Genomic DNA, 26711 nt, shown 5'->3' on the forward strand with positions numbered 1-26711 from the left:
CGCGATGCCCCGGACCGACCCGTTCGATGCCGCGCGCGCGGCGCGGCTGTCGGTCGCGCCGATGATGGACTGGACCGACCGCCACTGCCGCATGTTTCATCGGCAGCTGACCCGGCGCGCGCTGCTTTACACCGAGATGGTGACCGCCGCCGCCATCGTCCGCGGCGACGCCGAGCGCCTCTTGGAATTCTCGCCGCTCGAGCGGCCGGTGGCGTTGCAGCTGGGCGGCTCGGACCCGGACGAGCTGGCGCGCGCGGTGCGCATCGCCGCGCAATGGCCGTATGACGAGATCAACCTGAACGTCGGCTGCCCCTCGGATCGCGTGCAGTCGGGCGCCTTCGGCGCCTGCCTGATGAAGACGCCGGGCCTGGTGGCCGAATGCGTCGCGGCGATGATCGAGGCCTCGCGCGCCGCGGGCGGGCCGCGCATCACCGTCAAGTGCCGCATCGGCGTCGACGATCAGGACCCCGAGCAGGTGCTGCCCGCCTTCATCGACCGGGCGGCGGCGGCGGGGGTGCGGGCCTTCGCCATCCACGCGCGCAAGGCGTGGCTGCAAGGGCTCAGCCCCAAGGAGAACCGCGAGATCCCGCCGCTCGATCATCCGCTGGTCGTGCGGATGAAGCGCCGCCGCCCCGACCTCGAGATCGCGGTCAATGGCGGGGTGACCTCGCTCGACCAGGCCGAGGCGCTGCTGGCGCAAGGCGTCGACGGCGTGATGATCGGGCGCGCGGCCTATCATGAGCCCGCGCGCATCCTCGCGGCCGCCGACCGGCGCATCTTCGGCGCGCCGGGGCCCGACGCCGACCCCGTCGCGGCCGTGCGCGCGATGCTGCCCTATGTCGAGCGCGAGCTGGCGCGGCGAACGCGCCTTGGGCAGATCACGCGGCACATGCTGGGCGCCTTCGCCGGCCGGCCCGGCGCGCGGCGCTGGCGGCGCGTGCTGTCCGAGGGGGCGCACAGGCCCGGCGCGGGGCCCGAGCTGATCGAGGCGGCGCTGGCCGAGGTCGCCGACGCGCCGGCCCGAACTCCTGCCTGAAGCCGGTCTGAACCGAGCCCGGACCCTCGCCCGAACCCCGCCCCGAGCTCCCCCGAGAGCGCGTCCGAAACCGCGCGTGAATCCTCGCCCGATCCCCCGTCTTGATCCTCGCCGGTCCCCCCGGCGCCGCCGGGGGCAGGGGGCGGCGGGCCTCGTCGCCGGGGGCGGGGCGCCGCATTTCGGGCGAGCGGGGCGCCCATGCCGGGCGGGCCGCGCCGCGGCGGGCGGCGATGGGCGGGGCTCATTCGCGGCGCGCCTCTTGCAAGGCATGGCCGCGCGGCGGGCCTCGCCGAAGCGAGCGGCGCGCGCACGGGATCGGGCCGGGCGCCGGAACGCCGCGAGCCCGCGGATCAGCGCTTGAGCAGGGCCTTGTCGCCGCGGAAGGTCAGCTCGCTGAGCCCGCCAAGGAAGCTCATGCCCAGCAGCGGGCTGTGCAGCGCGCCGCGCTCGGCCACCGCGGCGCGGACGTTGTGCAGCTCGACGTCGCCCACGCGCAGGCTCTCAAGCGTCACCGGCGCGACGCGCGCGCCGCCATTGGCGGTGGTGATCGCGGTCGAGTAGTGCAGGCGGCGGGTGTCGATGCCCACGGCCTCGGCATCCTCGTGGCGCAGAAGCACGATCGAGGCGCCCGTGTCGATCAGCATGGGCAGGGGGGCGTCCTCGCGCCCGTTGACCACCACCGGGGCGCGGAAATGCCCGTCCCAGGTCCGGGTCAGCTCGACCTCGCCGCCTGCGCGGGCCAGCGCGACCAGCGGCGCCTGGCGGCCGAGGGCGCGGTCATAGGCGGCCGACAGCTCGGCGCGCCAGGAATAGCCGCCGACGATGGCCGCGAAGACCGCCGCCCAGATCAGCGCCGCGGCGGCCAGGCGCCCGCGCCAGAGCCGCGCCAGCGCCGCGATGCCGAGGCTGGCCAGCAGCGCCACCCCCGCGAAGGCCAGCCGGCGGGCGCCGTCCTCGTCGGAAAACTCGTGCGGAAAGGCCAGACGCAGCGCGCCGAGAATGGCGCCGGCGGCAAGGATTCTGGACAAGAGCACTGGCACGCGCTGGGCTCCGCTTGGCGATCGAACGGGCCGGGAAACCGCCCCGGACGGGTTCAGAATAACGCCGTTCGGCGTGAAACTCGACTGCAAAAAGACGGCATTCACGCTTAACGGAAGGTTGAGCGCAGGGAAGCGCGCCTTGTCATCCGTCGCCGCGTCGGGCGCGGCGGCGGGCGCTTGGGCGCGCGCCGGCTTCGGTCAGGCGGGGGCGGCGGGCGGGCAGCTCGGCCATGAGGGCGCGGCGCTCGTCGTCGCTCATGCGCGGCCAGGCGGCGATCTCGTCGGCGCTGCGCAGGCAGCCCACGCACAGCCCCGCGCCCGGATGGATGAGGCAGACCTTCACGCAGGGGCTTTGCGGCTCGTCGCGGCGCCAGACTTCGTCGTTCATCGCGGATCCTCGCGCGAAAGGGCGGCAAGACGGTCGAGCGCGCCCTGCAGGATGTAGGCGGCGGCGACGTGGTCGATCACCTCGGCGCGGCGCTTGCGCGAGGCGTCGGCCTCGAGCAGCGCGCGCTCGGCCGCGACGGTCGAGAGCCTTTCGTCCCACATCGCCACCGGCGCGTCGGTCAGACGCGCGAAGTTGCGCGCGAAGGCGCGGGCCGATTGCGCGCGCGGACCTTCCTCGCCGGTCATGTTCACGGGCAGGCCGATGATCCAGCCGCCGATCTCGCGCCCGGCGGTCATGGCCAGAACGGCCTCGGCGTCGCGCATGAACTTCTTGCGCCGGACCGTGCCGATGGGGCTGGCGATCGAGCGCGTCGCGTCGGACAGCGCCACGCCGATGGTCCGATCGCCCACGTCCAGCCCCGCCAGCTGCGCGCGCGGGCCCAGAAGCGGCGCCAGCGCGGCGATGTCGAGGATCGGCGCGCTCATCGCGCGATCCCGGCGCGGGCGGCGGCGGCCTCGAGCGCGGCGCGCGCCTGCGCGTCGGCGCCATGCGCGGCAAGGGCGCGCTCGAGCGCGGCGCGCGCCTCGTCCTTGCGCCCCAGAACGGCCAGCGCGCCGATGAGCCGCGCCCATTCCTGCGCCGATCCGCCCTGCTCGGCCAGCCTCTCGTTCAGGCGCGCGACCATGCCCTCGATCATCTGGCGGCGCTCCTCGTCCGACATGGCGGCGGCGGCCTGCATGTCCTCGCGCGTGGGGCCGGGGGCGGCGCCGGCGGCGGGGGGCAGGGGCGGCTCGGGCAGGCCGGCGGCCTCGGCGGCGGCGGCGATCTGCGCGCGGATCGCGGGCGCGTAGGGGGCGTCGGGGTTCTCGCGCACCAGCTGGGCCCAGATGGGCAGCGCCAGGTCCGCGCGCCCGCTTTGCGCAAGGGTCAGCGCGGCGTAGAAGCGCGCCATGGGCTGGGCGGGGTCGAGCTCGAGCGCGCGGCGGATCTCGGCCTCGGCCTCGGGCGAGACATAGCCCTCGACCGCCAGGATCATCAGCTCGGCCAGTTCGGCGTGATCGTCGGCGCCGGCCTTGTCGCCCAGCAGCTCCATCACGCGGCGCTGGGCGGCGAGGGCCTCTTCATGGCGGCCAAGGCGGCGCAGCGCGCCGACCAGCAGGCGGTGGCCGCGCAGATCGTCGGGCCGCGCCTCGAGCACCGCGCGCAGCCGCTCGACCAGCGGCGCAAGGCGCGCGGCCTCGGGGTCGGCGTCGTCTTGCGCGTCGGGCGCGGGCGCGTTCGCGCGCGCCTCGGCCAGGCGCCGGGCGACCTCGTCCTGCGAGGGGCGCTCGCGGGCGGCCCGCTCCATCTGCGCGAAGCGCTCGGCCAGGGGCTGATCGGGCAGCCCCGGCGCGCCGATGCGCCAGTAGATTCCCGCCGCGCCGCCCGCCACGGCCAGCGCCAGCGCCGCCGCTGCAAGGCGCGAGACGCGGCGCGGCGCGGGGGCGGGCGGCGCCTGGCGCTCGGCCTCGGCGGCGGCGGCCAGCAGGCGGCGCGAGATCTCGGCGCGCGCGCCCTCGGCCTCTTCGGCCGGGATCACGCCGCGCTCGACGTCGCGCGCCAGCGCGGCCAGCTGGTCCTTGAACACCTGCACGTCATGGGCCGCGCGCGGCAGCGAAGGCGCCTCGCGCCGCAAGAGCGGGCGCAGCGTCAGCGCGGCGACGAGCAGGGCGCCCGCAAGCGCCGCCAGCCAGAAGATCATGAGCGGTTCTCCGAAATCGTCATCGCCGCGAACCTAGCGCCGGCGGCGCGCCGCGTCCATGCGGCGCGGCGCCGGGCCGCGGGGTCGGGTTTGGCGGCCCATGCGGCGGATTCCGTTGCGGCCCGGCGCGCAGGCGCGCATAGAAAGCCCAAGAGGGCGCGCCGCCGCCCGCGAGAACGTGACGCGCGGCCCGCCGGCGGGCCGCCAGACAGGAGGGAAAGGCCCCATGGCCCGCTATTCCGCCTTCGCCATCGCCCGTCAGGCGCTGAACTATCATCAGGGCTGGGAGCGCGCCTGGCGCTCGCCCGAGCCGCGCGCCGAATACGAGGTCGTGATCGTGGGCGGCGGCGGGCATGGCCTGGCCACGGCCTACTACCTTGCGGCCAATCACGGCATCCGCAACGTCGCGGTGCTGGAAAAGGGCTGGCTGGGCGGCGGCAACACGGGCCGCAACACGACCATCATCCGCTCGAACTACCTGCAGGACCCCTCGGCCGACATCTACGAGCTGTCGCGCTCGCTTTACGAGGATCTGAGCCAGAAGCTGAACTTCAACATCATGTTCAGCCCCCGCGGCGTGCTGATGCTGGCGCAGACCGAGCACGAGCTGCGCGCGTGGAAGCGCACCTTCCACGCCAACCGCATCAACGGAATCGAGAGCGAGATGGTCGGCCCCGACCGCATCCGCCAGATCGCCCCGATCCTGAACGTCGACAGCCCGCGCTACCCGGTGCTGGGCGGGCTGTGGCAGCCGCGCGGCGGCACCGCGCGCCATGACGCGGTGGCCTGGGGCTATGCGCGCGCGGCGTCGGATCTGGGCGTGGACATCATCCAGAACTGCGAGGTCACGGGCATCGACGTGACCGGCGGGCGCGTGAGCGGCGTGCGCACCACGCGCGGGCAGATCCGCACGCGCAAGCTGTGCCTGGTGGTGGCGGGGCATGCGGGCGTGCTGGCGCAGATGGCGGGCTTTCGCCTGCCGCTCGAATCGGTCGCCCTTCAGGCGCTCGTCTCCGAGCCGATCAAGCCCTGCCTCGACTGCGTCGTCATGGCCAACACCGTGCACGGCTACATGAGCCAGTCCGACAAGGGCGAGCTGGTGATCGGCGGCGGCACGGACGGGTTCAACAACTACACCCAGCGCGGCAGCTTCCATCACATCGAGGAGACGATCCGCGCGCTGGTCGAGATGTTCCCGGTCATCTCGCGGCTCAAGATGCTGCGCCAGTGGGGCGGGATCGTGGACGTCACCGGCGACCGCTCGCCCATCATCGGGCGCGCCCCGGTCGAGGGGATCTACCTGAACTGCGGCTGGGGCACGGGCGGCTTCAAGGCCATTCCCGGCTCGGGCTGGGCGACGGCGGGCCTTCTGGCGCGCGGCGAGGATCCGGTGGCGGGGCCGTTCGGGCTCGAGCGTTTCACGGAGGGCCGCATGATCGACGAGAGCGTCGCCGCGGCCGTGGCCCATTGAGGGCGCGCGGCTCAGTCGCCGCGCTCGCCCTCGCCGCCGCGTGGGCGCGGGCGCGGGCGCAGCAGGTCGACGGCGACGTAGATCGCCAGGACCGCGACGGTGATGAGAAGGACGCTGGCCGCGTGGCTCAGGCCGAACAGGGTCAGCTCGGGGTCGGGCTGGGGAATACGCTCCATCTTCAGACCTCACATACGCTACGCAAGACGACATCGACGCGCCGACAGGGTATCGCATCCGGGCCGGCGCGCGCAATCGCCAAGCAAAGAGGCGCTCCATGCTGCAACTGACCTGCCCGTGCTGCGGCGCGACCGGCGAGGAAACCGAGTTCCACCCCGGCGGCGAGGCGCATCTGCGCCGCGTCGGCCCGGGGGCGAGCGACGAGGCGTTCGCCGGCTACATGTTCACCCGCAAGAATCCCAAGGGCGTGCATTTCGAGCGCTGGCGGCACGTCTATGGCTGCGGCAAGTGGTTCCACGTCGCGCGCTGCACCGCGACGCTCGAGGTGTTCGGGTCCTACCGCGCCGACGTGACCGCGCCGCCGCCCGAGATCCTGGCCCGCATCGCGCAGCGCCGCCCCGGCTGGCGGCTCGAGGACTGGACGGGCGAATCGGCGCCCGGCGAAGACGTTGACGGGGGGCAGGGCGCATGAGCACGCGCATTTCCCATGGCGGGCGGGCCATCGACCGCAGCCGCCCGGTGTTCTTTTCCTGGAACGGCAAGCGCCTTCAGGGCTTTCACGGCGACACGCTGGCCTCGGCGCTGCTGGCCAACGGGCAGGTGCTGACGGGGCGTTCGTTCAAGTATCACCGCCCGCGCGGCATCGTCGCCTCGGGCGCCGAAGAGCCCAACGCCCTTGTCGGGCTGGGCGAGGGGCCGCGCTTCGAGCCCAACCAGCGCGCCACCGGAACCGAGCTGTTCGAGGGGCTGTCGGCGCGCTCGCAGAACCACTGGCCCAGCCTCGAATTCGACATCGGCGCGATCAACGCCGCGCTGTGGCGGTTCTTCCCGGCCGGGTTCTACTACAAGACCTTCATGTGGCCGCGCGCGGCGTGGAAGCATGTGTTCGAGCCCTTCATCCGCCGCGCCGCCGGCCTGGGCGAGGCCCCCAAGCTGCCCGACCCCGACCGCTACGAGCACTTTCATTTCCACGCCGACGTGCTGGTCGCCGGCGGCGGCGCGGCGGGCCTGACCGCCGCGCGCCGCGCCGCCGAGGCGGGGGCCCGGGTGCTGCTGCTCGAGCAGTCGCATCTGTGGGGCGGGCGCGCGCTGGCCGACGGCGGCGAGATCGACGGCATGCCGGCGCATGAGTGGATCGCCGCGCAGGTCGCCGCGCTTGCGGCCATGCCCAACGTGGTCATGCGCCTGCGGACCATGTGCGCGGGGGTCTACGATCACGGCTATGCGCTGGGCTACGAGCGCGTGGCCGATCACACCCCCGGCGACGGGCGCCCGCGCCACCGGCTGTGGAAGATCCGCGCGCGGCGCATCGTGGCCGCCACCGGCGCGCTCGAGCGCCCGCTCGCCTTCGCCGAGAACGATCTGCCGGGGGTGATGCTGGCCTCGGCCGTGCGCGATTATCTCGAGCTTTACGCCGTCAGCCCCGGCGATCGCACGGTGGTCGTGACCAACAACGACGACGGCTATCGCACCGCCATCGCGCTGCGCCGCGCGGGGCTGGACGTGCCCGCCATCATCGACCCGCGCACCGACGCGCGCGGCCCCCTGGCCGAAGAGGCGCGCAGGATGGGCCTGCGCGTCGAGACCGGCCGCGCCGTGCGCCGCGCGCTGGGCGGCAAGCGCGTGCGCGGGGTCGAGATCTGCGCCGCGGGCGGCGAGGGCGCGCCCATCGACCGCATTCCCTGCGACGCGGTGGCCATGTCGGGCGGCTGGTCGCCGGTGGTGCATCTGTGGTCCCATTGCGGCGGCAAGCTGATCTGGGACGACGCGCGCGCCATGTTCCGCCCCGACCCCGAGCGCCCGCCGCTGGGCGCCGACGGGCAGGGCTTCGTGCTGTGCGCGGGCTCGGCCTCGGGCTTCCTGTCGCCCGACGAGGCGCTGGCCGACGCCGCCGAGGCCGGCGCGCGCGCCGCGCGCGAGGCCGGCTTCGCCGATGCGCGCGCCCACGCCCCCGCCGCCGCGCGCCTCGAAGAGGCGCCCATCATGCCGATGTGGATCATGCCCGCGGCGGCCGGGCCGAAGCTGGCGTCCAAGGCGTTCCTCGACTACCAGAACGACGTCAAGGCCTCGGACCTGCGCCTGGCGGCGCGCGAGGGCTACGAAAGCGTCGAACATGCCAAGCGCTACACCACGCTGGGCATGGCCACCGACCAGGGCAAGCTGAGCAACATCAACGGCATCGGCATCCTGGCCGACGCGCTGGGCCGCCCGATTCCGCAGGTTGGCACCACCACCTTCCGCCCGCCCTACACGCCGATCTCGTTCGGCGCCATCGTCGGCGAGGCGCGCGGTCCGCTGTTCAAGCCCACGCGCAAGACCCCCATGGACGCCTGGCACGACGCCAACGGCGCGGTGTGGGAGCCCGTGGGCGACTGGCGCCGGCCCTACGCCTATCGCCGCGCGGGCGAGTCCACGCAGGACGCCGTGCGCCGCGAAATCCTGGCCACGCGCGGCTCGCTGGGCATGCTCGACGCCTCGACGCTGGGCAAGATCCTGGTCAAGGGCCCCGACGCCGGGCGCTTTCTGGATCTGCTCTACACCAACATGATGAGCACGCTGAAGGTCGGGCGCTGCCGCTACGGGCTGATGTGCAACGAGAACGGCTTCATCTTCGACGACGGCGTGGTCGTGCGCCTGTCCGAGGACGCGTTCCTGTGCCACACCACCTCGGGCGGCTCGGACCGGGTGCATGCCTGGATGGAAGAGTGGCTCCAGACCGAGTGGTGGGATCTGAAGGTCTACGTCGCCAACCTGACCGAGCAGTTCGCCCAGATCGCCGTCGTCGGCCCCAACGCGCGCAAGACGCTCGAGAAGCTGGGCGGGGTCGACGTCTCGAAGCAGGCGCTGCCCTTCATGGGCATGGCCGAGGGCAGGCTGGGCGGCATCCCGGCGCGGATCTTCCGCATCAGCTTCTCGGGCGAGCTGAGCTACGAGATCGCGATCCCCGCCTCGCAGGGGCAGGCCATGTGGGACATGCTGCGCGAGGCGGGCGCCGAGTTCGACGTCACGCCCTACGGCACCGAGGCGCTGCATGTGATGCGGGCCGAGAAGGGCTTCATCATGGTCGGCGACGAGACCGACGGCACCGTCACGCCGCAGGATCTGGGCATGAGCTGGGCGGTGTCGAAGAAGAAGGCCGACTTCATCGGCAAGCGCGCCCAGGAGCGCCCCGACCTGACCCGCCCCGACCGCAAGCAGCTGGTCGGGCTCGAGACGCTGGACCCCCAGACGGTGCTGCCCGACGGCGCCCACGCGGTCGAGGGCATGCGCCGCCCCGGCGTGCGCAAGACGATCGGCCATGTGACCTCCAGCTATTTCTCGCCGACGCTGGGGCGCTCGATCGCCATGGCGCTGATCGAGGGCGGGGCCGGGCGCATGGGCCAGGTGCTGGAATTCGCCGCCGAGGGCGACGCGGTCATCAAGGCGCGCGTCGTCGATCCGGTGTTCTACGACAAGGAAGGGACGCGGCAGGATGTCTGATGCGATGACGAAGGCGCGCAGCGCCCTGAACGGGGCCGCGCGCGACGGGGCCGTGCGGATCGAGGAAGCCGGCCTGCAGGGCATGCTGACCCTGCGCGGCGATTTCGAGGACGCGCGCTTTCGCGCCGCCGCCGAGGCCGCGGCCGGCGGCGCGCCCTTCCCCGAGCGGCGGCGCATCTCGCGCAAGGGCGAGCGGGCGCTGCTGTGGATGTCGCCGGACGAGCTTCTGGTCCTGCTGCCCTGGGCCGAGGCCGACGCCGCCGCGGCCGAGGCGGCGCGCGCGCTCGACGGCGTTCATCACCTGGCGGTCAACGTGTCGGACGCGCGGGCGATGTTCCGCATCATCGGGGCCGGCGCGCGCGAGGCGCTGGCCAAGGGCGCGCCGGTCGATCTGTCGCGGCAGGCCTTCGGGCCGGGCGATCTGCGGCGCACGCGCATGGGCCAGCTGGCGGTGGCCTTCTGGCAGGAGGACGGCGAGCCCGAAACCTTCGGGCTGATCTGCTTCCGCTCGGTGGCGCAATACGCCTTCGATGCGCTGTGCGTCGCCGCGCGCGAGGACTCGCTGCCGCGGGCGCTCTGAGCGCCGCGCCAGGGGCTGCGCCGCGTCGGCTCGCGGGCAAAGCGGCCGCGGCGGCCGGGCGCGGCGGGGACGATGGCGGGCTGGGGCCGGCTTGCGCGCCATGCGCGGCGCGCAAGCCGGCCTTTCCCTTTTGTGCGGTGCACAACGCGCGGGGCGCGCCTATATCCCGGCTCAAGCGAACGGGGCTGCACCCGCGTTCGGGCAAAGGAGCCGAAAGATGAACGCCTTGCGCATGAGCAACGATGAGATGAACGAGATCCTGCGCCGCGCCGAAGCCGAGCGCGCCGCCGCGATCCGCAAGATGTTCGCCGCCGCCTGGCGCGGCGTCGCCAACGCCGTCGTCTGGGGCGTCGCCGCCCTGACGCACGCCAAAGCCGGCCGCCGGACCGCCTGACGGCCGCGCGCGGGGCTTCCTCCTCCCGGCCCCGCAAGCGCAGCCCCGGCCATTGCGCGGGTTTCCTCCCTGGCCCGCGCAGGCGCCGGTCCGGATGCCGGCCAGACGCCCGGCCGCCCTCCCTCGCGGGCCGGGCCTCGCAGAGCCCCCGTTCGGTTCCTCCCGCCGAACGGGGGTTTCCTGTCCTGGCGGCGCGCCAGGGCGCGTCAGCGGTTCAGGAACCAGAGAATCAGGTTCAGCGCCACCGTCGCCGCGACCGAGATCACCAGCGCCGTGACGATGGGGAAATGGATGCGCAGATTCTCGCGCTCGATCACGATGTCGCCCGGCAGGCGGCCAAGCCCCATGCGCGCGAACAGGGGCCAGAGCAGCCCCAGCACGATCAGCAGAACACCGATGGCGATCAGGATGCGCGACATGGCGCGATGATGCCAGAGGGACGCGCGCCGCGCCAGCCCCGCCGCGGCGCAAGGGCGGCCGCGAGCTCAGCGGCGCGGCTTGCGCCCCTTGCGCGGCCGCTCTCCGGGGCGGCCCGCGGTCGAGCGTCCGCGCGCCGGCGCGGCGGCGGCCAGCTCTGCGGGGCGAATCATCGGGTCGGCGCCGACCGCCAGCTCGACCGCCTCCAGGCGCTTGATCTCGTCGCGCAGGCGGGCGGCCTCTTCGAACTCCAGATTCTCGGCCGCCTGCATCATCTGCTTGCGCAGCTCGGCGATGTGCGCGGCCAGATTCGCGCCCGGGCGCGGCGCGTCCACCGTCGCGGTCACGCGGGCCATGTCGGCATCGCCCTCCCACAGGCCTTCGAGCACGTCGTCGACGTTCTTGCGGATGGTGGCCGGGGTGATGCCATGCGCCTCGTTGTAGGCGATCTGCTTGGCGCGGCGGCGGTCGGTCTCGGCGATGGCGCGCTCCATCGAGCCGGTGACGCGGTCGGCATACATGATGACCCGGCCCTCGACGTTGCGCGCGGCGCGGCCGATGGTCTGGATCAGCGAGGTCTCCGAGCGCAGGAAGCCCTCCTTGTCGGCGTCGAGAATGGCGACCAGCGCCACCTCGGGAATGTCCAGCCCCTCGCGCAGAAGGTTGATGCCGACCAGCACGTCGAACGCCCCCAGGCGCAGGTCGCGGATGATCTCGATGCGCTCGATGGTGTCGATGTCCGAGTGCATGTAGCGCACGCGCACGCCCTGCTCGTGCAGGTATTCGGTCAGGTCCTCGGCCATGCGCTTGGTCAGCGTGGTGCACAGCACGCGCCCGCCCCTGGCGATCACGGCGCGCGCTTCGTCCAGCAGATCGTCGACCTGGGTCTCGGCGGGGCGCACCTCGATGCGCGGATCGACCAGGCCCGTAGGGCGGATGACCTGCTCGACGAAGACGCCGCCCGTGCGCGCCAGCTCCCACGGGCCGGGCGTGGCCGACACGAACACCGATTGCGGGCGCATGGCGTCCCACTCCTCGAACTTGAGCGGGCGGTTGTCCATGCACGAGGGCAGGCGGAAGCCGTGCTCGGCCAGCGTCGCCTTGCGCCGGTAGTCGCCCTTGTACATCGCGCCCAGCTGCGGGATCGTGACATGGCTTTCGTCGGCGAAGACGATGGCGTTGTCGGGGATGTATTCGAACAGGGTCGGCGGCGGCTCGCCGGGGGCGCGGCCGGTCAGGTAGCGCGAGTAGTTCTCGATGCCGGGGCACACGCCCGTGGCCTCGAGCATCTCGAGGTCGAAATTCGTGCGCTGCTCGAGCCGCTGCGCCTCGAGCAGCTTGCCCTCGGCGACGAACTGGTCGAGGCGCCGGCGCAGCTCTTCGCGAATGCCCTTGATCGCCTGCTGCATGGTCGGGCGCGGCGTGACGTAGTGCGAGTTGGCGTAGATTCGCACCTTTTGCAGCTGGCCCGTGCGCTGCCCCGTCAGGGGGTCGAACTCCTGGATCGATTCGAGCTCTTCGCCGAAGAACGAGAAGCGCCACGCGCGGTCCTCGAGATGCGCGGGCCACAGCTCGAGCGAATCGCCGCGCACGCGAAAGGCGCCGCGCTGGAAGGCGGCGTCGTTGCGCTTGTATTGCTGGGCGGTCAGCTCGCGCATGACGGCGCGCATGTCATAGGCGCCGCCGACCTCGAGATCCTGGGTCATGGCGCCGTAGGTCTCGACCGCGCCGATGCCGTAGATGCAGCTGACCGAGGCGACGATGATGACGTCGTCGCGCTCGAGCAGGGCGCGCGTGGCCGAGTGGCGCATGCGGTCGATCTGCTCGTTGATCTGCGATTCCTTCTCGATGAAGGTGTCCGTGCGGGGCACGTAGGCCTCGGGCTGATAGTAGTCGTAATAGGATACGAAATACTCTACGGCATTGTTCGGAAAGAACTTCCTGAATTCGCCGTAAAGTTGCGCGGCCAGGGTCTTGTTGGGCGCCAGGATGATGGCCGGGCGCTGCGTGGCCTCGATGACCTTGGCCATGGTGAAGGTCTTGCCCGTGCCCGTCGCGCCCAGAAGAACCTGGTCGCGCTCGCCGCGCTCGATGCCCTCGACCAGTTCGGCGATGGCCGCGGGCTGGTCTCCGGCGGGCGAGAACTCGGTCTCCATGACCAGCCGGACGCCGCCCTCGAGCTTTTCGCGATTTTTAGCGGAACTGGCCTTCAAGGGCGAAATTTCCGGCATGCGTTTACGCTCCATCAACCATTTTCCCCGATGTTGGCCTTGTCGCAGGGTTAATCAACCTCGGCGGCGCTGGCAGCCCTCGAATGGGGCGTAACTGGGGATGAAGAACCCGTACATGAATTTCCTGCGGTCGAACTCCACAAAGTGGGTTTCAGCCTAGGCTTAGATCGCAGGAAGGATCGCCGGCCGGACGCGGCATCACCCACCCCACCCCTCGCTCCCAAGCGTTCGGTCGGCGATCAACCTTTTCCCGTCATCCGGCTCCCGTCCTCGGGGCAGGCCTCGCGCCTTGCCCAGCCATGGCCCCCGGTGGCATAAGGCGCGCGTCCGCAAGCTGATCGGAGCAACGCCATGATCGCGCGAATCTACCGTCCCGCACGCAACGCCATGCAGTCCGGCGTGGCCAACACCCGCAAGTGGGTGCTGGAGTTCGCGCCGTCCGAACCCAAGCGGCCCGACCCGCTGATGGGCTGGACCGGATCGGGCGACACGCTGGGGCAGGTGCGCCTGACCTTCGACACCCGCGAGGCCGCGGTGGAATACGCCGAGCGGCACGGGCTCGAGTATCAGGTCGAGACCCCGAAGCCCCGCCGCCCCAACATCCGCCCGCGCGGCTACGGGTCGAACTTCGCCCATGACCGCCGCATGCCCTGGACGCACTGACGCCCCTCAGCCGCGCCGGATCCAGCCTCCGCCCAGCACGCGAGAGCCTTCGGGCGCGTAGAAGACGCAGGCCTGCCCCGGCGCGACGCCCTCTTCGGGCGACAGCAGCTCGACCTCGGCCCGGTCCGGGCCGAGGGGGCGCAGGCGGGCGGGGGCGGGCTCGCGCGTCGAGCGCACGCGCGCCAGGATCTCCCACCCTTCCTCGGGCGCGGCCTCGAGCGGCGCATCGCCCAGCCAGTTGATCTCGGCCACCGGCACGATGCGCGTGGCCAGCGCCTCGCGCGGGCCGACGACGACGCGGCGCGTCTCGGGCTCGAGACGGATGACATGCAGCGGCTCGCCCGTCGCCACGCCAAGGCCGCGGCGCTGGCCGACGGTGTAGCGGATCAGCCCCTCGTGCCGGCCCAGCACGCGCCCGTCCAGATGCACGATCTCGCCCGGCTCGGCGGCGCCCGGGCGCAGCTTCTCGATCACCTCGGCGTAGCGGCCGTTGGGAACGAAGCAGATGTCCTGGCTGTCGGGCTTGTCGGCCACGGTCAGCCCGAACTCGGCCGCCAGCGCGCGCGTCTGCGCCTTCGAGGTGAGCCCGCCGAGGGGAAAGCGCAGCCAGGCCAGCTGCTCGCGCGTGGTGGCGAACAGGAAATAGCTCTGATCGCGGCGCGGGTCGGCCGCGCGGTGCAGCTCGGGGCCGCTGGGGCCGTCCTGGCGGCGGATGTAGTGGCCGGTGGCCATGCAGTCGGCGCCCAGCTCCCTGGCGGTGTCCAGCAGGTCGCGGAACTTGACGCGCTCGTTGCAGCGCACGCAGGGGATGGGCGTTGCGCCGGCGAGATAGCTGTCGGCGAACTCGTCCATCACCGCCTCGCGAAAGCGATTCTCATAGTCCAGGACGTAGTGCGGAAAGCCCATGGTCTCGGCCACGCGGCGCGCGTCGTGAATGTCGCGCCCGGCGCAGCAGGCGCCCTTGCGCGCCAGCGCGGCGCCATGGTCGTAGAGCTGCAGCGTCACGCCGACCACGTCATAGCCCTCGCGCGCCAGCATGGCGGCGACGACCGAGCTGTCGACCCCGCCGGACATGGCGACCACCACGCGCGTCTGCGCGGGCGGCTTGGCGATTCCCAGGCTGTTGATGCGCGCGTCGGTCATGGCCGCTCCTGTCGCTGGTTGGGGGGCATATAGAGCCGGGCCGCCCTGCGCGGCAAGTCGGCTAAAATTCGAAAATCCCGCATTTGCGCGTTTCACCGCCTCTTAAGCAGCCGCTTCTAGCGTCGTTCTCGGGTGAGTGAAACAGAGTGAGGGAGCGTCATGCATTCCGAACGCAATGAACGCCCGATCAGCGTGATCGGGCCGGACGGCCGTCCTTTGACCAAAGACGACCTGCCGCCCCCCGACACGCGGCGCTGGGTGGCGCGGCGCAAGGCGGCGGTGGTGGCCGCGGTCAATGGCGGGCTGCTGTCCGAGGAGGATGCCTGCCGCATGTATGATCTGTCGGAGGAGGAGCTGGACAGCTGGCGCACCGCCGTCGCCCGTCACGGCATCAATGCGCTGCGCACGACGGCGTTGCAAAGATACAGGTCGCCTAGAGGTTGAGTTGAAGGCTTAACTCGCGTTAAGGTGGTAACGGTTCGTTCACCATTCTTGCAGATTCTGGGATCGCCGGAGATTCGAGAATTTGCCGAGGAGCCTGACATGCGAGTTCTGCTTATCGAGGACGATCACTCCATGGCCCAGAGCATCGAGTTGATGCTGAGGAACGCCAACCTCAACGTCTACTCGACCGATCTGGGCGAGGAGGGGATCGACCTCGCCAAACTCTACGACTACGACCTGATCCTGCTGGACCTCAACCTGCCGGACATGAGCGGATATGAGGTCCTGCGCAAGCTGCGGCTGGCCAAGGTGGACACGCCGATCCTGATCCTCTCGGGCCTTGATGAGACCGAGAACAAGATCAAGGGCTTTGGATTCGGCGCGGACGACTATCTGACCAAGCCCTTCAACCGCGAGGAGCTGATCGCGCGCATCCACGCCATCGTGCGCCGCTCGAAGGGGCACGCGCAGTCGGTGATCGAGACGGGCAAGCTGCGGGTGAATCTGGACGCCAAGACGGTCGAGGTGGACGGCCAGCCCGTGCATCTGACGGGCAAGGAGTATCAGATGCTCGAGCTGCTGAGCCTGCGCAAGGGCACCACCCTGACCAAGGAGATGTTCCTCAACCATCTTTACGGCGGCATGGACGAGCCCGAGCTCAAGATCATCGACGTGTTCATCTGCAAGCTGCGCAAGAAGCTGTCGGCCGCCACCGGGGGCGAGAACTACATCGACACCGTGTGGGGTAGGGGCTACGTGCTGCGCGATCCCGCTCCGGCCGAAGAGCCGAAGATGGCGATGCGCGCCTGACCCGGACCGGCGCAGGGCCTGGCAGAACGCCGGCCGCTCCGGCTCCTCGGGTCGGCGCTTGACGGCCTTGCGGCAAGCGCGCAAACAGCTCCCGTTCGAACGGGAGCACGCTCATGCACGAAGACGATCCGCGCGCGGCGCCCAACGCCGGCGACGACCTGTCCGGCGTGCCGGTCGAGGCGCTCGACCGCGAATCCGCCGCGCGCGAGCTCGAGAGGCTCGCGAAGCTGATCGCGCGCCACGACATCGCCTATTACCAGCGCGCCGAGCCAGAGATCACCGACGCCGAATATGACGCGCTCAAGGCGCGCAACCGCGCGATCGAGGAGCGCTTTCCCGATCTCGTGCGCCCCGACAGCCCGTCGCTGCGCGTCGGCGCGCCGCCGGCCGAGGGCTTCGCCAAGGTCCGGCATGCGATCCCCATGCTCTCGCTCGCGAACGCGTTCGACGACGAGGATCTGCGGCGCTTCGTCGCCGGCGTGCGCCGCTTTCTCGGCATGACCGAGGAAGAGCCGCTCGATTTCACCTCCGAACCCAAGATCGACGGCCTTTCGCTGTCCATTCTCTACGAGAATGGCGTGATGACCCGGGCCGCAACGCGCGGCGACGGCGAAACCGGCGAGGACGTCACCGCCAACGCGCGCACGATCGGCGACCTTCCGAAAAGGCTTTCCGACGCGCCCGCCAGGCTTGAAGTGCGCGGCGAGGTCTACATGCGCCACGAAGACTTCGCCGAACTCAACCGCCGCCAGCAGCAGGCCGGGCTCAAGCCTTTCGCCAATCCGCGCAATGCGGCGGCCGGATCATTGCGCCAGCTCGACGCGAGGGTGACCGCGCAGCGTCCCCTCAGGTTCTTCGCCTACGGGTGGGGCGAGCTGTCCGAGCCGCTTGCGCAGACCCAGTTCGATTCGATGCAGCGTCTGGCGGCCATGGGTTTTCCCGTCAATCCGTTGATGCGCCGCCTGAACGATGTCGAGGAAATGCTCGCCCATTACCGGCTGATCGAGTCGCAGCGCGCATTGCTGGGCTATGACATCGACGGCGTCGTTCACAAGGTCGACCGTCTCGATCTGCAGGCCCGCCTCGGCGCGCGGGCCAACGCCCCCCGCTGGGCCATTGCGCACAAGTTTCCCGCGCAGACCGCGACGACGATCCTCGAGGCGATCGAGATCCAGGTCGGACGGACCGGCGCCCTGGCGCCCGTCGCGCGGCTTCGGCCGGTGACGGTGGGCGGCGTCGTGGTGTCGAGCGCGACGCTTCACAACGAGGATTACATCCGCGGCGTGGGGGCCGACGGGCGCCCGATCCGCGGCGGCAAGGATCTGCGCGTGGGCGACACGGTGGTCGTCTACCGGGCGGGCGACGTGATTCCCCAGATCCTCGATGTGGACTTGTCCAAAAGGCCGCCCGATGCGCGCCCCTTCGTCTTTCCGACCGTGTGCCCCGAATGCGGCTCGGCCGCCGTGCGCGAGCCGGGCGAGGCCGTGCGCCGGTGCACGGGCGGGCTGGTCTGTCCGGCGCAGCGGGTCGAAAGGCTGAAGCATTTCGTCTCGCGCGAGGCGTTCGACATCGAGGGGCTCGGCGCCAAGCAGATCGAGGCGCTGCACGAGGCGGGGTGGATCCGCGAGCCCGCCGACATCTTTGCGCTGCGGCGGCGCTACGGGCCCGGTCAGCCGCAGCAGCTCGCCAACAGGCCCGGCTGGGGCGAAAGATCGGCCCGGAAGCTTTTCGACGCGATCGACGAGCGCCGCCGCATTCCGCTGGACCGATTCATTTACGCGCTGGGCATCCGGCATGTCGGAGAGGTGACGGCGCGGACCCTGGCGCGCTTTTACGGGTCCTGGCGCGCATTCGAGCAGGCGATGCGCGCCGCCGCCGCCATGGAGGGCCCGGCATGGGAGCAGCTGCTGGCCATCGACGGCATCGGACCCGTCGTCGCGCGATCCGTGGCCGAATTCTTCGCCGAAGAGCACAACCTTGCGGCCTTGCAGCGCCTCTTGGCCGAGGTCGAGATCCTGGATGTCGAGGCGCCCGCGGCGGCGAGTCCGGTGGCGGGCAAGACCGTGGTGTTCACCGGCACGCTTGCCCGCATGACCCGCGCAGAGGCGAAGGCGCGCGCCGAGGCGCTCGGCGCGAAGGTCTCGGGCTCGGTCTCGTCGCGGACCGATTTCGTGGTCGCCGGCGAGGACGCCGGCTCGAAGCTGCGCAAGGCTCAGGAGCTGGGCGTGCGGATACTGTCCGAGGACGAATGGCTCGAGATGATCGGGGGCTGAGGCGCGACCTTACGCGCGCGAGTCCCTGATGCTGCCTTGTTCGTTCAGCGCCACCTTGTCGCCCGCCGCGGTGTATGCGCCAAGCTCGCGGCGCGCGGCGCGCGCCTTGTCCAGCCAGGCGCGCGCCTGGCGGATCCCTTCGCGATACGCCTCCAACGTGGCGAGACTGCGCGCGGCCGCGTCGCGCAACGCGCCAAGGCTTGCCGCATCGGGCGGCGCGCCGTTGTCGAGCGCCTGAGCGAGCGGCGTCTTTTGCGCCTGCAACGCGGCGAAAGCGGCCAGATCGCCCGCCAACAGGGCCTCGCGCTCCTGGCGGAACAGCTCGGTCAGCCTGCGGGCGGCGCCGGAAGGGGTCATGCTCATCGCGCGGCTTCCTTTCTCTTGAGCGATTCGAACAGGCTCTCGGCCAGACCTATGCCGCCCCGTCTGGCCAGAAGGCGGGCTTGTTCCTGCGTCAGGAGGCTTGAGAAGGCCTCTTCGCCGGCGCCGCCCCCCATGGTTTCGAGCGGTTTTCCGAGGCCGGCATAGGTCAGCATCTGCGCCAGAAAGGTCGCTTCAAGCTCCTGGGCGACCTCGCGCAGGCGGGCGTCGCGCGAATCGGTCGCCGGCATCGGGGGCGGCGCGAGGCGGCCGGGCTGGATCTGCATGGGCGTCTCCTTTCGCCGCCGATCTTCGCGCGACTCGGTAAATGATTGGTAAGGCTTCGCGCCGATGATCGTGCCAGTTCCCATCGCAGCCATGAGGCCCAGGATGATCGTCGCCCCCGCCACGCAGACCGAGTCGCTTTCGCCTGCGGCCGCGCCTTCGCCGCGTCGGGGAGAATCGCCCGCGCCCGAAGCGGACTTCGCCGCCGCGTTCCGGGCCGGTCTGGGCGAAAGGAGCATCGCGACGGCGACCGTCAAGGCGCCGCCGATGGCCGCTGGCGCGTCGATGCCGCCGGACGGCGGCGAAGAGGGGGACGAGGCGGAGCCGGAAGGCGCGCCCCGACCCGATTTCGCCATGTTCCTGCCCGCTGATGCGCTTGGGAGGGTGGCGGAACTTCCGCAATCTTCGGCGCCGGTTCGGGACGACGCGGCGAGCGCGTCGCGCGATTCTCGCGAACGGACGGCGGAGCGAGACGCTGCGCCGCCCGCGCCCGCTCACGCGCCTGAAGTCGTGACGTCCGGGCCTCGGACGTCGATTGTCGAGAGCCCCCAGTCGGCCCCCCACCGCCCGGGCTTGGACCAGAACGGCGCCGAGACCGCCGCGCTCGCGGCCGCCGACTTGGCGTTCCCTCGCGTCGCGAACCCTGGCGAGGCCGTGGACGCCGCTTCCGAGCGTCCCGGCAGCGTCGACGAGATCGGCGCCGAAGCGCCCGAGAAGGGTGAGGCGAAGAAGTTGGTTTCGAATGGCGCCGGGCAGGGGGGTGAGGCTGCGACGCCTCCGCTCGCGAATGCATTCCCGACATCGACCGATGCGGCGCAGACCCTTGGCGCGCCGCCCGGCGGACCGGCAGAGCCTGCCGCGCCGCCGGAGGTCATCTCCGTGGAACAGACCGATCAGGCCGCCCCTCCGGCGCGTCCGACCGTCGGGCAGGGGGCGGAGCCGCCCTTGGCTCTCGGCTCCGCCGAGGCGTTGCGCCAAGGCGACGAGATCGCAGACCGCGATGCGGCCGAAGCCGAGAGCAAGGCGGAGGCCGACGGTCCCGATCTCATCCAGTCCGCCGCGCGGGCCGAGCGCGTCGAGCGGTTTCACGCCGCCGCGCCGCCTGCACATGGTCCGGATCGGGCATCGGCCGGGCACGTCATCCGGCAGCTGACCGAAGCGGTGTCGCGATCCGACGATGGGGCGGTCGAGGTGCGGCTCGATCCGCCCGAGCTCGGCCGGGTTCGGATCACCATGAGCGCCGTCGACGGGACCATGAACGCGCATGTTTCGGCAGACAGGCCCGAGGCCCTTGACCTTATGCGCAGGCATGCAGAGCAGCTCTCGGCCGAGCTTGCGCGCCTGGGGCATGCGCGGGTGGATCTGTCCTTCTCGTCGGGCGGAGGGCAGCCTGGCCGTCCGCGCGGGCATGACGCGTTTTTCAGCGAGGCCGCGTCCGAGCCGGCCGAGCTGCCCGCCCTGCGCCGCGTCTTCGTGACCGGCCTCGACATGCGAGTGTAACGAAAGGAATCGCGCGACATGGAAGTCAATTCAGCCACGACTGCGGCGGCGGCGTCGGCGGGCGCCCGCAACAGCGACTCCGCACGACAGATCGCGTCCGACTTCGACACCTTTCTTCAGCTGCTGACGACGCAGATGCGCAACCAGGATCCGCTCAACCCGACCGATTCGACCGAGTTCGTCGCGCAGCTGGCCAATTTTTCGGGCGTCGAGCAGCAGGTGAAGACCAACGAGCAGCTCGAGTCGATCAGGAGCATGCTTGCGGCAAGCGCCTCGGGCGCGGTGCAATGGATCGGGAAGGAGGTGCAGGCCCCGACTTTCGCCCGCTTCGACGGCGCCCCGATCGAGGTCGCCTTCGACGCGGGGGCGCCGGCCCAATCGGCGCAGATGGTCGTCTATGACGAATCGGACCGCGAGGTGGCGCGCATGGCCGTCGATCCCGCGTCTTCGACGGTGATATGGGATGGAACGATCGACGGTCAGCCGGCGCCCGAGGGCCTGTATCGTTTCGAACAGCTGCGCAGCGGAGAGGATGGTCTGGAGCGCACCAAGCCTGGCCGCGTGTTCGCGCTGGTGCAGGAGGTGAGGCTTTCGGGCGGCGAGGCGCTTCTGGTGCTTGAAAACGGTCGAAGCGTGAGCGAGGCCGAGGTCGCCGCCGTGCGCGCGCCCTCGTGAATTCCGCGCGAACAGGGGTCTTGCGAACGTCCCTTGCTCGATATATAGCCGTGCCCATCGTCGGGGTCCGCCCCGAGCGGGTCGGAGTGTAGCTCAGCCTGGTAGAGCACTGTCTTCGGGAGGCAGGGGCCGGTGGTTCGAATCCACTCACTCCGACCATCAACTTTCCTCAAGCCGTATCATGCAAGCCGCGTGAGTGCGCCGTCGGCGCTTGTCGTTCCGTCGGGCGCCGCAGAGCCTTCGTCGTGACCGCGGGCGCGTGCATCGCGCCAGGATGGGGGCCAGTGCAGTCGGGACCGGGGGCGTCGTCGGCGCGGGCCGAAAGCGCTCGAGCCGCCGGCGACGGCGAGCGTATTCCCGGACGGGTTCGCCGGACGGGGTCGGCGCGGGATCCTTTCATGCCAACCGTCAATGCCCCTTCGCCGCGCCGGTTTCGAGCGGTTTGCCGTCGCCCCGGCCGCAGGCGGCCGCGATGCGGGGATGCCTGCAGGGCGCGAAGGGCGTCATCTCGCCATGGGCCGTGGCGCGATTTCGTCTGCCACGCGCCACGGCCCGGATCGCCCGGTCCGGCGGCGGCCGAAGCGCGCGGCGTCGAAATCCGCCACCGCGCCAGGATGTGAGGCGGGCGGATCAGCCTGCCTCGGGCGTTCGCGCCAATGCCGCGTCAATGGCCTGGCGCACCAATGGATTTGGGAAGCGCCGCCGCAGGGTGACGGCGTGGAACGTCTCGCTCAGCCCGTCCAGGCGCGCAAGTTCGGCCAGCCGGCCCGAGGCCAGCTCGTCCCGCACCACGATCGGCGGAATCACCGCCAGGCCCGCGCCCGAGCGCGCCAGAAGGCGCAGCATCGCCATGTCGTCGGCTTCGGCGGCGATGCGCGGCGCGATGGACAGCGCGTCGAGCAGCGCGTCGAAGCCCGCGCGAAGGGCGTCTTCGGCCGTGGGCAGGATCAGCGGCTCATTCTCGAGAAGGTCGCGCAGCTCGCGCCCCGCCAGGGCGGGCGGTCCGATCAGGCTGACGGGCTGCTCGGCGATGCGGTGCACGATATGGCGGCTGGCGGCGTCTTGCGCGGGCGGGCGGTTGGTCAGCACCACGTCAAGCGCCAGCGCCTCGAGCGCGGCCAGAAGCTGCGCCTGCGGTCCCGAGCGCAGCACCACCTCGACGTCGGGGCGCGACAGGAAGGGCGCGATGAACGCGATCTGGAAGTTGCGCGACAGCGTCGAGAGCGCGCCGACGCGCAGCGCCTGCCGCGGGGCGCCGCGTTCGCGCAAGGTGGCCACCAGGTCCTCGGCTGTGCGGAAGATCGCCTCGGCGTGATCGAGGGCGATGCGCCCGGCCTCGGTCAGGACCAGGCCGCGGCCGCGCCGCTCGAACAGCTCCTGGCCCAGCGCCGCCTCGAGCGTGCGGATCTGCGTCGACAGCGCCGATTGCGACAGGTTCAGCCGTCGCGCCGCGCCGGTCAGCGTGCCCTCGCGCGCGACCGCGCGGAACAGGCGCAGGTGATGCAGGTTCAGCATGTCGAACGTTCCATCAGATAGAATGATTTCTGCAAAAATATGTAATTTTGTCGAACAGAGCCAGCGGCTATCACCACTCCGCTTCTCTTGGCAGCATACGGAGTTCGGTCATGACGGCTTTCCCGCTCGCTCCCGCGCAGCTGGCCCCGTTGGTTCTTGCGATCGCCGCCGCGGCGATGATGATGCGCCCCGGCCGCAGGCCGCCGGCGGCGCGCTTGCTGCCTCAGGCGGCCAGTCTTGCGGCGTTGGCGCTGGCCCTTGGCGGGGCGGCGCTTGCGGGGGCGGATGAAGGGGGCGGGCCGATGCGCGCCGACGCGATCGGCGCGACCATGGCGACGCTGGTCGCCTTCATCGGATGGATCGTGACGCGCTACGCGGCGCGCTACATGGATGGCGAGCCGCGCGAGGGGCGGTTTCACGCGCTCATGCTGGCCACCCTGGCGGCCGTGCTGGTTCTGGCGCAGGCGGCGCATCTTGCGCTGCTGGCGGCGGCCTTCGCGGCGACGGGCCTCTTGCTGCGCCAGCTTCTGCTTTTCTATCCCGAGCGGCCGGCGGCGCGCCGCGCGGCGGCCAAGTTCGCGCTGGTCTGGCATGCGGGCGACGCGGCGCTGATCCTGGCCGCCGCGATCCTGTGGGCCGCGCATGGGCTGGGCGACATGGCGGCGTTGCGCGCGCTGATCGGCGAAGCCGGGCCGGGGGCGGCCGATCATGTCGCGGCGGCGCTGGTGGTGCTGGCGGCGCTGCTCAAGACGGCGGCCTTTCCCGCGCATGGCTGGCTGACCGAGGTGATGGAGGCGCCGACGCCGGTTTCGGCCCTGCTGCATGCGGGCGTCGTCAACGCCGGCGGAGTTCTGCTGATCCGGCTGGCCGATCTGGTGCAGGCCAGCCCCGCGGCGATGGCGGCGCTGGCTTTCATGGGCGGCTTGACGGCGTTGTTCGGCGCCGTGGTCATGCTTGCGCAAAGCGCGGTCAAGACGGCGCTGGCCTGGTCGACGGTGGGGCAGATGGGCTTCATGCTGCTGCAATGCGGGCTGGGGCTGTGGCCCCTGGCGCTGCTGCACATCATCGCCCACGGGCTTTACAAGAGCCATGCCTTCCTGACCGCCGGCATGGCCGTGGCCGAAGTGCGCGCCGCGCGCAAGCCCGGTCCCGTCGCGGCTCCGGGCTGGGGGGCGGTGGCGCGCGCCTTTGCGTTGTCGCTGGCGCTTTACGCGGCCATGGCGGGGCTGTTCATGGCCATCGCCGGGCCCAAATCGCCGCAGGCGCTGGCGCTTGGCGCGATGCTGGTCTTCGGCGTGGCCTATCTGGTGGCGCAGGGTCTAGCCGATGCGGCGCCGCGGGCGCTGACCTGGCGCACGGCTCTGGCCTCGGCCGGCGCGGCGGCGGCGTATTTCGGCTTCCAGCTGGGCGCGCAGGCGCTGTGGGGGGCGCATCTGCCCGCGCCGCCCGATCCGGGGCCGCTGGAATGGGCGCTGATCGTGCTGGCGGTCGGCTCGTTCGGGCTGGTGGCGCTGGCGCAGGCGCTGTTCCCGCTCTGGGCGCATCATCCGGCCGCCGCGGGCCTGCGGGTGCATGTCGCCAACGGCTTTTACCTGAACGCGCTGCTCGACAAGGCGATCGGCGGCTTTCGGACCGTGAAGGCGAAGTGAGGAAACGGCCATGTTCATGAAGCAGACCGATTTTGCGCCGGCGCGGATGTCGGCGCTCCTGGGCGCGGCCGAGGCCGCCGCGCGGGCCATTCCGCCCGCCTTCCCCCTTGACGCTACGGTGGCGGTGAATCCCTTTATGGGCCAGGCGGGCGAGACGCCGGCCGCCGCCTCGGCGCGGCTGGCGCGGACGGCGGGGGTCCGGCTGTTCGGCCCCCGCGCCCGGATCGCGGCCGAGATCGCGGCCGGGCGCATCGCCGACGAGGATCTTGTCGAGGCGCTCATCGCGTGCCCGTCCTCGCTCAAGCCGGCGGATCTGGGGCTGCTCAAGTCGCGGCTGGGCGCGCCGCGGCCCGAGCCGGAGGCGCCCCCCACCGTGGCCGATCTGGCCGCGCAACGGACCGGCGTGGACTGGCCCGCCGTGATCGAGCGTTGCGTCGGCCTGTGGGCGGCGGGGCATTTCGACCGCGGGCAGGCGCTGTGGCTGCCGGCGCCCGGCGCCGACGCCTGGGCCTCGTGGCGCGCCTGGGCGGCGCGCGACCTGACCCCCGAGATCGCCGGGCTTGCGGGCTTTTGCGCCCATGTCTCGGCCGCGCCGGACACGCCCGAGCGCGCCATCTGCCGCGCCGCCGACGCGCTCGAGCTTGACGAGGCGGCGGCCGAGACCGCGTTCCATCGCCTGCTGATGGATCTTGGCGGCTGGGCGCAGCATGCGCGTTGGCTGTTGTGGCGGGCCGAGCAGGAAGGCGGAACCGACCGCACCCTGGCGGGGCTGCTGGCCATCCGGCTGATCTGGGAAGAGGCGCTGCTGGCGCGTCATCCGGACCTGGCCGAGCGCTGGCGCGCGGCGGCGGCCGCCCATGCCGCGCCGACGGCGCCGTCGATCGAGGACGTGATCGACTGGATCCTTCAGGACGCGGCCGAGCGCGCCTTCCAGCGCCGCCTGGCGGCGCGGCTCGGCGGCGCCGCGCCCGCCAGCCCGGCGCGGCCGACGCTGCAGGCGGCGTTTTGCATCGACGTGCGCTCCGAGCCGTTCCGCCGCGCGCTCGAGGCGCAGGCGCCCGGCATCGAGACGATCGGCTGCGCGGGGTTCTTCGGCCTGCCCGTAGCACATCTGCCCCATGCCTCGGACGTGGACGAGGCGCGCCTTCCCGCGCTGCTGCGGCCCACGCTTTCAAGCGTCGCCCGCGCGCCCGAGCCGCGCGAGCGCGCGGCCCGCATCAAGGCCCGCGCCATCCGCGCCTGGGGGCGGTTCCGGCAGGCGGCGGTCTCGTCCTTCGCCTTCGTCGAGGCGGCGGGGCCGGCCTATGGCGGCAAGCTGCTGGCGGGCGCCTTCGGCCGGGCGGCGAAGGACGGCGGTTTGGAACCCGCCCCCCGCCTCGATCCCGCGCCCGATCCGGCGGCGCGGGCGAAGGCGGCGGCGTCCGCGCTGGCGGCCATGGGGTTGACGAAGGGCTTCGCGCGGCTGGTGCTGCTGGTGGGCCATGGGGCCCGGATGACCAACAACCCGCATGAAAGCGCCTATCGCTGCGGCGCCTGCGGGGGGCATGACGGCGCGGTCTCGGCGCGGCTGCTGGCGGGGCTGCTGAACGATCCCGAGACGCGCGCGCATCTGCCCGCCCACGGGGTCGAGCTGCCCGACGACACGCTGTTCCTGGCGGCCCTGCACGAGACGACGACCGACGAGGCGATCCTGTTCGAGGCCGATCTTCCCGCCGCAAGGGCCGCCGCGCACGCCGCCGAGATCGGGCGCGCGCGCGGCTGGCTCGCCGCCGCCGGCCGGCAGGTGCGCGCCGAGCGCGCGCTGCGTCTGCCGGGCGCGACGCCCGACACGCTCGCCGCGCGCGCCCGCGACTGGGCCGAGGTGCGGCCCGAATGGGGCCTTGCCGGCTGCGCCGCCTTCATCGCCGCCCCGCGCGCGGCGACCGCCGGAAAGGATCTTGGCGGACGGGCGTTTCTGCACAGCTATGACTGGCGCGGCGACAAGGGCTTCGCCACGCTCGAGCTGATCCTGACCGCGCCGGTGGTGGTGGCCGGCTGGATCAGCCTGCAATACTACGCCTCGGCCGTGGCGCCCGAGGTCTTCGGCGCCGGGAACAAGCTGATCCACAACGTGGTCGGCGGCATCGGCGTGGTCGAGGGCAATGGCGGCAGGTTGCGCGCCGGGCTGCCCTGGCAGGCGGTGCATGACGGCGAGCGCCTGGCGCATGAGCCGCTGCGCCTGACGGTCCTGGTCGAGGCGCCGCCCGAGGCGATTTCGGACGTCCTCGCGCGCCATCCGCAGGTTGCGGCGCTGTTCGACAACGGATGGCTGCACCTGATGCAGCTCGAGGATGGGCGCGTCGCCGCGCGCTACCGTCCCGGCGGCGGCTGGCGGGCCGAAGCGCCCGTCGCGGCGGCGGCCTGACGCCTGCGCGCCGGGCCCGCCCCGCGCGCGGCGGC

General features: G+C 71.9%; 25 protein-coding genes and 1 tRNA gene. 15 read left to right on the forward strand and 11 right to left on the reverse strand.

All coding sequences use genetic code 11. The annotated features are described in order from the left end of the window. The first annotated feature begins 4 nt into the window (after positions 1 to 4). Entirely contained in the window at positions 5 to 1036 is a 1032-nt protein-coding gene (dusA, locus tag LY05_RS09100) for a tRNA dihydrouridine(20/20a) synthase DusA (protein WP_148922926.1), read from the forward strand. 350 nt (positions 1037 to 1386) lie between these two features. On the opposite strand, the gene LY05_RS09105 is transcribed toward dusA, so the two are convergent. The 4 genes from LY05_RS09105 to ccmI all read right to left on the reverse strand — a co-directional run bounded on the left by LY05_RS09105 (position 1387) and on the right by ccmI (position 4205). Beyond that, entirely contained in the window at positions 1387 to 2076 is a 690-nt protein-coding gene (locus LY05_RS09105) for a retropepsin-like aspartic protease family protein (RefSeq protein ID WP_170258926.1), read from the reverse strand. A 142-nt stretch (positions 2077 to 2218) separates the two neighbouring features. Further along, entirely contained in the window at positions 2219 to 2464 is a 246-nt protein-coding gene (locus LY05_RS09110) for a DUF1289 domain-containing protein (RefSeq protein WP_148922928.1), read from the reverse strand. Next, positions 2461 to 2949 (reverse strand): Holliday junction resolvase RuvX, encoded by a 489-nt coding sequence (ruvX, locus tag LY05_RS09115; protein ID WP_148922929.1) that lies wholly within the window; start codon positions 2947 to 2949, stop codon positions 2461 to 2463. The genes LY05_RS09110 and ruvX overlap by 4 nt, the downstream gene beginning before the upstream one ends. Next, positions 2946 to 4205 (reverse strand): c-type cytochrome biogenesis protein CcmI, encoded by a 1260-nt coding sequence (gene ccmI, locus LY05_RS09120; RefSeq protein WP_148922930.1) that lies wholly within the window; start codon positions 4203 to 4205, stop codon positions 2946 to 2948. The genes ruvX and ccmI overlap by 4 nt, the downstream gene beginning before the upstream one ends. Before the next feature lie 226 nt (positions 4206 to 4431). Between ccmI and LY05_RS09125 the strand changes: the two genes are divergently transcribed. Beyond that, positions 4432 to 5676, forward strand: a complete 1245-nt coding sequence (locus tag LY05_RS09125) for a sarcosine oxidase subunit beta family protein (RefSeq protein WP_148922931.1) — start codon at positions 4432 to 4434, stop codon at positions 5674 to 5676. Positions 5677 to 5687: 11 nt separating this feature from the next. Here LY05_RS09125 and LY05_RS15135 read toward each other — a convergent pair whose 3' ends face one another. Further along, a complete protein-coding gene (locus LY05_RS15135) occupies positions 5688 to 5852 on the reverse strand; it encodes a hypothetical protein (protein ID WP_170258929.1) in 165 nt (54 codons plus the stop codon). Positions 5853 to 5950: 98 nt separating this feature from the next. Here LY05_RS15135 and LY05_RS09130 point away from each other — a divergent pair, with 98 nt between their 5' ends. From LY05_RS09130 to LY05_RS15140, 4 genes are all read left to right on the forward strand, one after another. Next, a complete protein-coding gene (locus LY05_RS09130) occupies positions 5951 to 6325 on the forward strand; it encodes a sarcosine oxidase subunit delta (protein WP_148922932.1) in 375 nt (124 codons plus the stop codon). Next, entirely contained in the window at positions 6322 to 9333 is a 3012-nt protein-coding gene (locus LY05_RS09135) for a sarcosine oxidase subunit alpha family protein (RefSeq protein ID WP_148922933.1), read from the forward strand. The genes LY05_RS09130 and LY05_RS09135 overlap by 4 nt, the downstream gene beginning before the upstream one ends. A gap of 4 nt (positions 9334 to 9337) precedes the next feature. Next, entirely contained in the window at positions 9338 to 9913 is a 576-nt protein-coding gene (locus LY05_RS09140) for a sarcosine oxidase subunit gamma (protein ID WP_148922934.1), read from the forward strand. A gap of 217 nt (positions 9914 to 10130) precedes the next feature. Further along, positions 10131 to 10307, forward strand: a complete 177-nt coding sequence (locus LY05_RS15140; protein WP_170258931.1) for an RSP_7527 family protein — start codon at positions 10131 to 10133, stop codon at positions 10305 to 10307. A 206-nt stretch (positions 10308 to 10513) separates the two neighbouring features. On the opposite strand, the gene LY05_RS09145 is transcribed toward LY05_RS15140, so the two are convergent. Together LY05_RS09145 and uvrB are read right to left on the reverse strand one after the other, a co-directional pair. Then, on the reverse strand, positions 10514 to 10726 hold the full coding sequence (locus LY05_RS09145; RefSeq protein WP_148922935.1) for a DUF2905 domain-containing protein: 213 nt from the start codon (positions 10724 to 10726) through the stop codon (positions 10514 to 10516). 66 nt (positions 10727 to 10792) lie between these two features. Continuing rightward, positions 10793 to 12970: an excinuclease ABC subunit UvrB gene (uvrB, locus tag LY05_RS09150; RefSeq protein ID WP_083581300.1), complete on the reverse strand. Its 2178-nt coding sequence runs from the start codon at positions 12968 to 12970 to the stop codon at positions 10793 to 10795. 336 nt (positions 12971 to 13306) lie between these two features. Between uvrB and LY05_RS09155 the strand changes: the two genes are divergently transcribed. Continuing rightward, positions 13307 to 13618 carry an ETC complex I subunit gene (locus LY05_RS09155; protein ID WP_072747385.1) on the forward strand — a complete coding sequence of 104 codons (312 nt, stop codon included), beginning with the start codon at positions 13307 to 13309 and terminating at the stop codon, positions 13616 to 13618. Positions 13619 to 13624: 6 nt separating this feature from the next. On the opposite strand, the gene mnmA is transcribed toward LY05_RS09155, so the two are convergent. Further along, positions 13625 to 14761 carry a tRNA 2-thiouridine(34) synthase MnmA gene (gene mnmA / locus LY05_RS09160; protein WP_072747386.1) on the reverse strand — a complete coding sequence of 379 codons (1137 nt, stop codon included), beginning with the start codon at positions 14759 to 14761 and terminating at the stop codon, positions 13625 to 13627. Between the two features lie 159 nt (positions 14762 to 14920). Here mnmA and sciP point away from each other — a divergent pair, with 159 nt between their 5' ends. The 3 genes from sciP (at position 14921) to ligA (ending at position 18288) form a co-directional block, all read left to right on the forward strand. Further along, positions 14921 to 15205 carry a CtrA inhibitor SciP gene (gene sciP / locus LY05_RS09165; RefSeq protein ID WP_072747387.1) on the forward strand — a complete coding sequence of 95 codons (285 nt, stop codon included), beginning with the start codon at positions 14921 to 14923 and terminating at the stop codon, positions 15203 to 15205. A gap of 99 nt (positions 15206 to 15304) precedes the next feature. Beyond that, positions 15305 to 16015: a response regulator transcription factor CtrA gene (gene ctrA / locus LY05_RS09170; protein ID WP_072747388.1), complete on the forward strand. Its 711-nt coding sequence runs from the start codon at positions 15305 to 15307 to the stop codon at positions 16013 to 16015. Positions 16016 to 16128: 113 nt separating this feature from the next. Beyond that, complete coding sequence (ligA, locus tag LY05_RS09175) at positions 16129 to 18288, forward strand: NAD-dependent DNA ligase LigA (protein WP_148922936.1); 2160 nt, start codon at positions 16129 to 16131, stop codon at positions 18286 to 18288. A gap of 9 nt (positions 18289 to 18297) precedes the next feature. Here ligA and LY05_RS09180 read toward each other — a convergent pair whose 3' ends face one another. Together LY05_RS09180 and LY05_RS09185 are read right to left on the reverse strand one after the other, a co-directional pair. After that, positions 18298 to 18651 carry a hypothetical protein gene (locus LY05_RS09180; protein WP_148922937.1) on the reverse strand — a complete coding sequence of 118 codons (354 nt, stop codon included), beginning with the start codon at positions 18649 to 18651 and terminating at the stop codon, positions 18298 to 18300. Further along, positions 18648 to 18935 carry a rod-binding protein gene (locus LY05_RS09185; RefSeq protein ID WP_148922938.1) on the reverse strand — a complete coding sequence of 96 codons (288 nt, stop codon included), beginning with the start codon at positions 18933 to 18935 and terminating at the stop codon, positions 18648 to 18650. The genes LY05_RS09180 and LY05_RS09185 overlap by 4 nt, the downstream gene beginning before the upstream one ends. A gap of 103 nt (positions 18936 to 19038) precedes the next feature. On the opposite strand from LY05_RS09185, the gene LY05_RS09190 reads away from it, so the two are divergent. The 3 genes from LY05_RS09190 to LY05_RS09200 all read left to right on the forward strand — a co-directional run bounded on the left by LY05_RS09190 (position 19039) and on the right by LY05_RS09200 (position 21267). Continuing rightward, positions 19039 to 20433, forward strand: a complete 1395-nt coding sequence (locus tag LY05_RS09190; protein ID WP_170258933.1) for a flagellar hook-length control protein FliK — start codon at positions 19039 to 19041, stop codon at positions 20431 to 20433. Between the two features lie 18 nt (positions 20434 to 20451). Further along, complete coding sequence (locus tag LY05_RS09195; protein ID WP_148922940.1) at positions 20452 to 21108, forward strand: flagellar hook capping FlgD N-terminal domain-containing protein; 657 nt, start codon at positions 20452 to 20454, stop codon at positions 21106 to 21108. Positions 21109 to 21190: 82 nt separating this feature from the next. After that, positions 21191 to 21267, forward strand: a tRNA-Pro gene (locus tag LY05_RS09200). A 471-nt stretch (positions 21268 to 21738) separates the two neighbouring features. Here the strand turns inward: LY05_RS09200 and LY05_RS09205 are convergent. After that, a complete protein-coding gene (locus LY05_RS09205) occupies positions 21739 to 22623 on the reverse strand; it encodes a LysR family transcriptional regulator (protein WP_072747394.1) in 885 nt (294 codons plus the stop codon). A gap of 110 nt (positions 22624 to 22733) precedes the next feature. Here LY05_RS09205 and LY05_RS09210 point away from each other — a divergent pair, with 110 nt between their 5' ends. After that, complete coding sequence (locus tag LY05_RS09210; RefSeq protein WP_148922941.1) at positions 22734 to 24272, forward strand: proton-conducting transporter transmembrane domain-containing protein; 1539 nt, start codon at positions 22734 to 22736, stop codon at positions 24270 to 24272. A 10-nt stretch (positions 24273 to 24282) separates the two neighbouring features. After that, positions 24283 to 26676: a YbcC family protein gene (locus tag LY05_RS09215; protein WP_148922942.1), complete on the forward strand. Its 2394-nt coding sequence runs from the start codon at positions 24283 to 24285 to the stop codon at positions 26674 to 26676. The last annotated feature ends 35 nt before the right edge of the window (positions 26677 to 26711 follow it).

The sequence above is a fragment of the Oceanicella actignis genome, from assembly GCF_008124525.1.
GTDB lineage: Bacteria > Pseudomonadota > Alphaproteobacteria > Rhodobacterales > Rhodobacteraceae > Oceanicella > Oceanicella actignis.

Coding starts and splice junctions, on each gene's coding strand:
- sciP (WP_072747387.1), top strand. CDS start 14,921: ATGCATTCCGAACGCAATGAACGCCCGATCAGCGTGATCGGGCCGGAC.
- LY05_RS09110 (WP_148922928.1), bottom strand. CDS start 2,464: ATGAACGACGAAGTCTGGCGCCGCGACGAGCCGCAAAGCCCCTGCGTG.
- LY05_RS09210 (WP_148922941.1), top strand. CDS start 22,734: ATGACGGCTTTCCCGCTCGCTCCCGCGCAGCTGGCCCCGTTGGTTCTT.
- ligA (WP_148922936.1), top strand. CDS start 16,129: ATGCACGAAGACGATCCGCGCGCGGCGCCCAACGCCGGCGACGACCTG.
- LY05_RS09145 (WP_148922935.1), bottom strand. CDS start 10,726: ATGTCGCGCATCCTGATCGCCATCGGTGTTCTGCTGATCGTGCTGGGG.
- LY05_RS09130 (WP_148922932.1), top strand. CDS start 5,951: ATGCTGCAACTGACCTGCCCGTGCTGCGGCGCGACCGGCGAGGAAACC.
- LY05_RS09195 (WP_148922940.1), top strand. CDS start 20,452: ATGGAAGTCAATTCAGCCACGACTGCGGCGGCGGCGTCGGCGGGCGCC.
- ruvX (WP_148922929.1), bottom strand. CDS start 2,949: ATGAGCGCGCCGATCCTCGACATCGCCGCGCTGGCGCCGCTTCTGGGC.
- LY05_RS09185 (WP_148922938.1), bottom strand. CDS start 18,935: ATGCAGATCCAGCCCGGCCGCCTCGCGCCGCCCCCGATGCCGGCGACC.
- dusA (WP_148922926.1), top strand. CDS start 5: ATGCCCCGGACCGACCCGTTCGATGCCGCGCGCGCGGCGCGGCTGTCG.
- uvrB (WP_083581300.1), bottom strand. CDS start 12,970: ATGGAGCGTAAACGCATGCCGGAAATTTCGCCCTTGAAGGCCAGTTCC.
- LY05_RS09205 (WP_072747394.1), bottom strand. CDS start 22,623: ATGCTGAACCTGCATCACCTGCGCCTGTTCCGCGCGGTCGCGCGCGAG.
- LY05_RS09155 (WP_072747385.1), top strand. CDS start 13,307: ATGATCGCGCGAATCTACCGTCCCGCACGCAACGCCATGCAGTCCGGC.
- LY05_RS09125 (WP_148922931.1), top strand. CDS start 4,432: ATGGCCCGCTATTCCGCCTTCGCCATCGCCCGTCAGGCGCTGAACTAT.
- LY05_RS09140 (WP_148922934.1), top strand. CDS start 9,338: ATGACGAAGGCGCGCAGCGCCCTGAACGGGGCCGCGCGCGACGGGGCC.
- LY05_RS15135 (WP_170258929.1), bottom strand. CDS start 5,852: ATGGAGCGTATTCCCCAGCCCGACCCCGAGCTGACCCTGTTCGGCCTG.
- LY05_RS09135 (WP_148922933.1), top strand. CDS start 6,322: ATGAGCACGCGCATTTCCCATGGCGGGCGGGCCATCGACCGCAGCCGC.
- mnmA (WP_072747386.1), bottom strand. CDS start 14,761: ATGACCGACGCGCGCATCAACAGCCTGGGAATCGCCAAGCCGCCCGCG.
- ccmI (WP_148922930.1), bottom strand. CDS start 4,205: ATGATCTTCTGGCTGGCGGCGCTTGCGGGCGCCCTGCTCGTCGCCGCG.
- LY05_RS09215 (WP_148922942.1), top strand. CDS start 24,283: ATGTTCATGAAGCAGACCGATTTTGCGCCGGCGCGGATGTCGGCGCTC.
- LY05_RS15140 (WP_170258931.1), top strand. CDS start 10,131: ATGAACGCCTTGCGCATGAGCAACGATGAGATGAACGAGATCCTGCGC.
- ctrA (WP_072747388.1), top strand. CDS start 15,305: ATGCGAGTTCTGCTTATCGAGGACGATCACTCCATGGCCCAGAGCATC.
- LY05_RS09190 (WP_170258933.1), top strand. CDS start 19,039: ATGATCGTCGCCCCCGCCACGCAGACCGAGTCGCTTTCGCCTGCGGCC.
- LY05_RS09180 (WP_148922937.1), bottom strand. CDS start 18,651: ATGAGCATGACCCCTTCCGGCGCCGCCCGCAGGCTGACCGAGCTGTTC.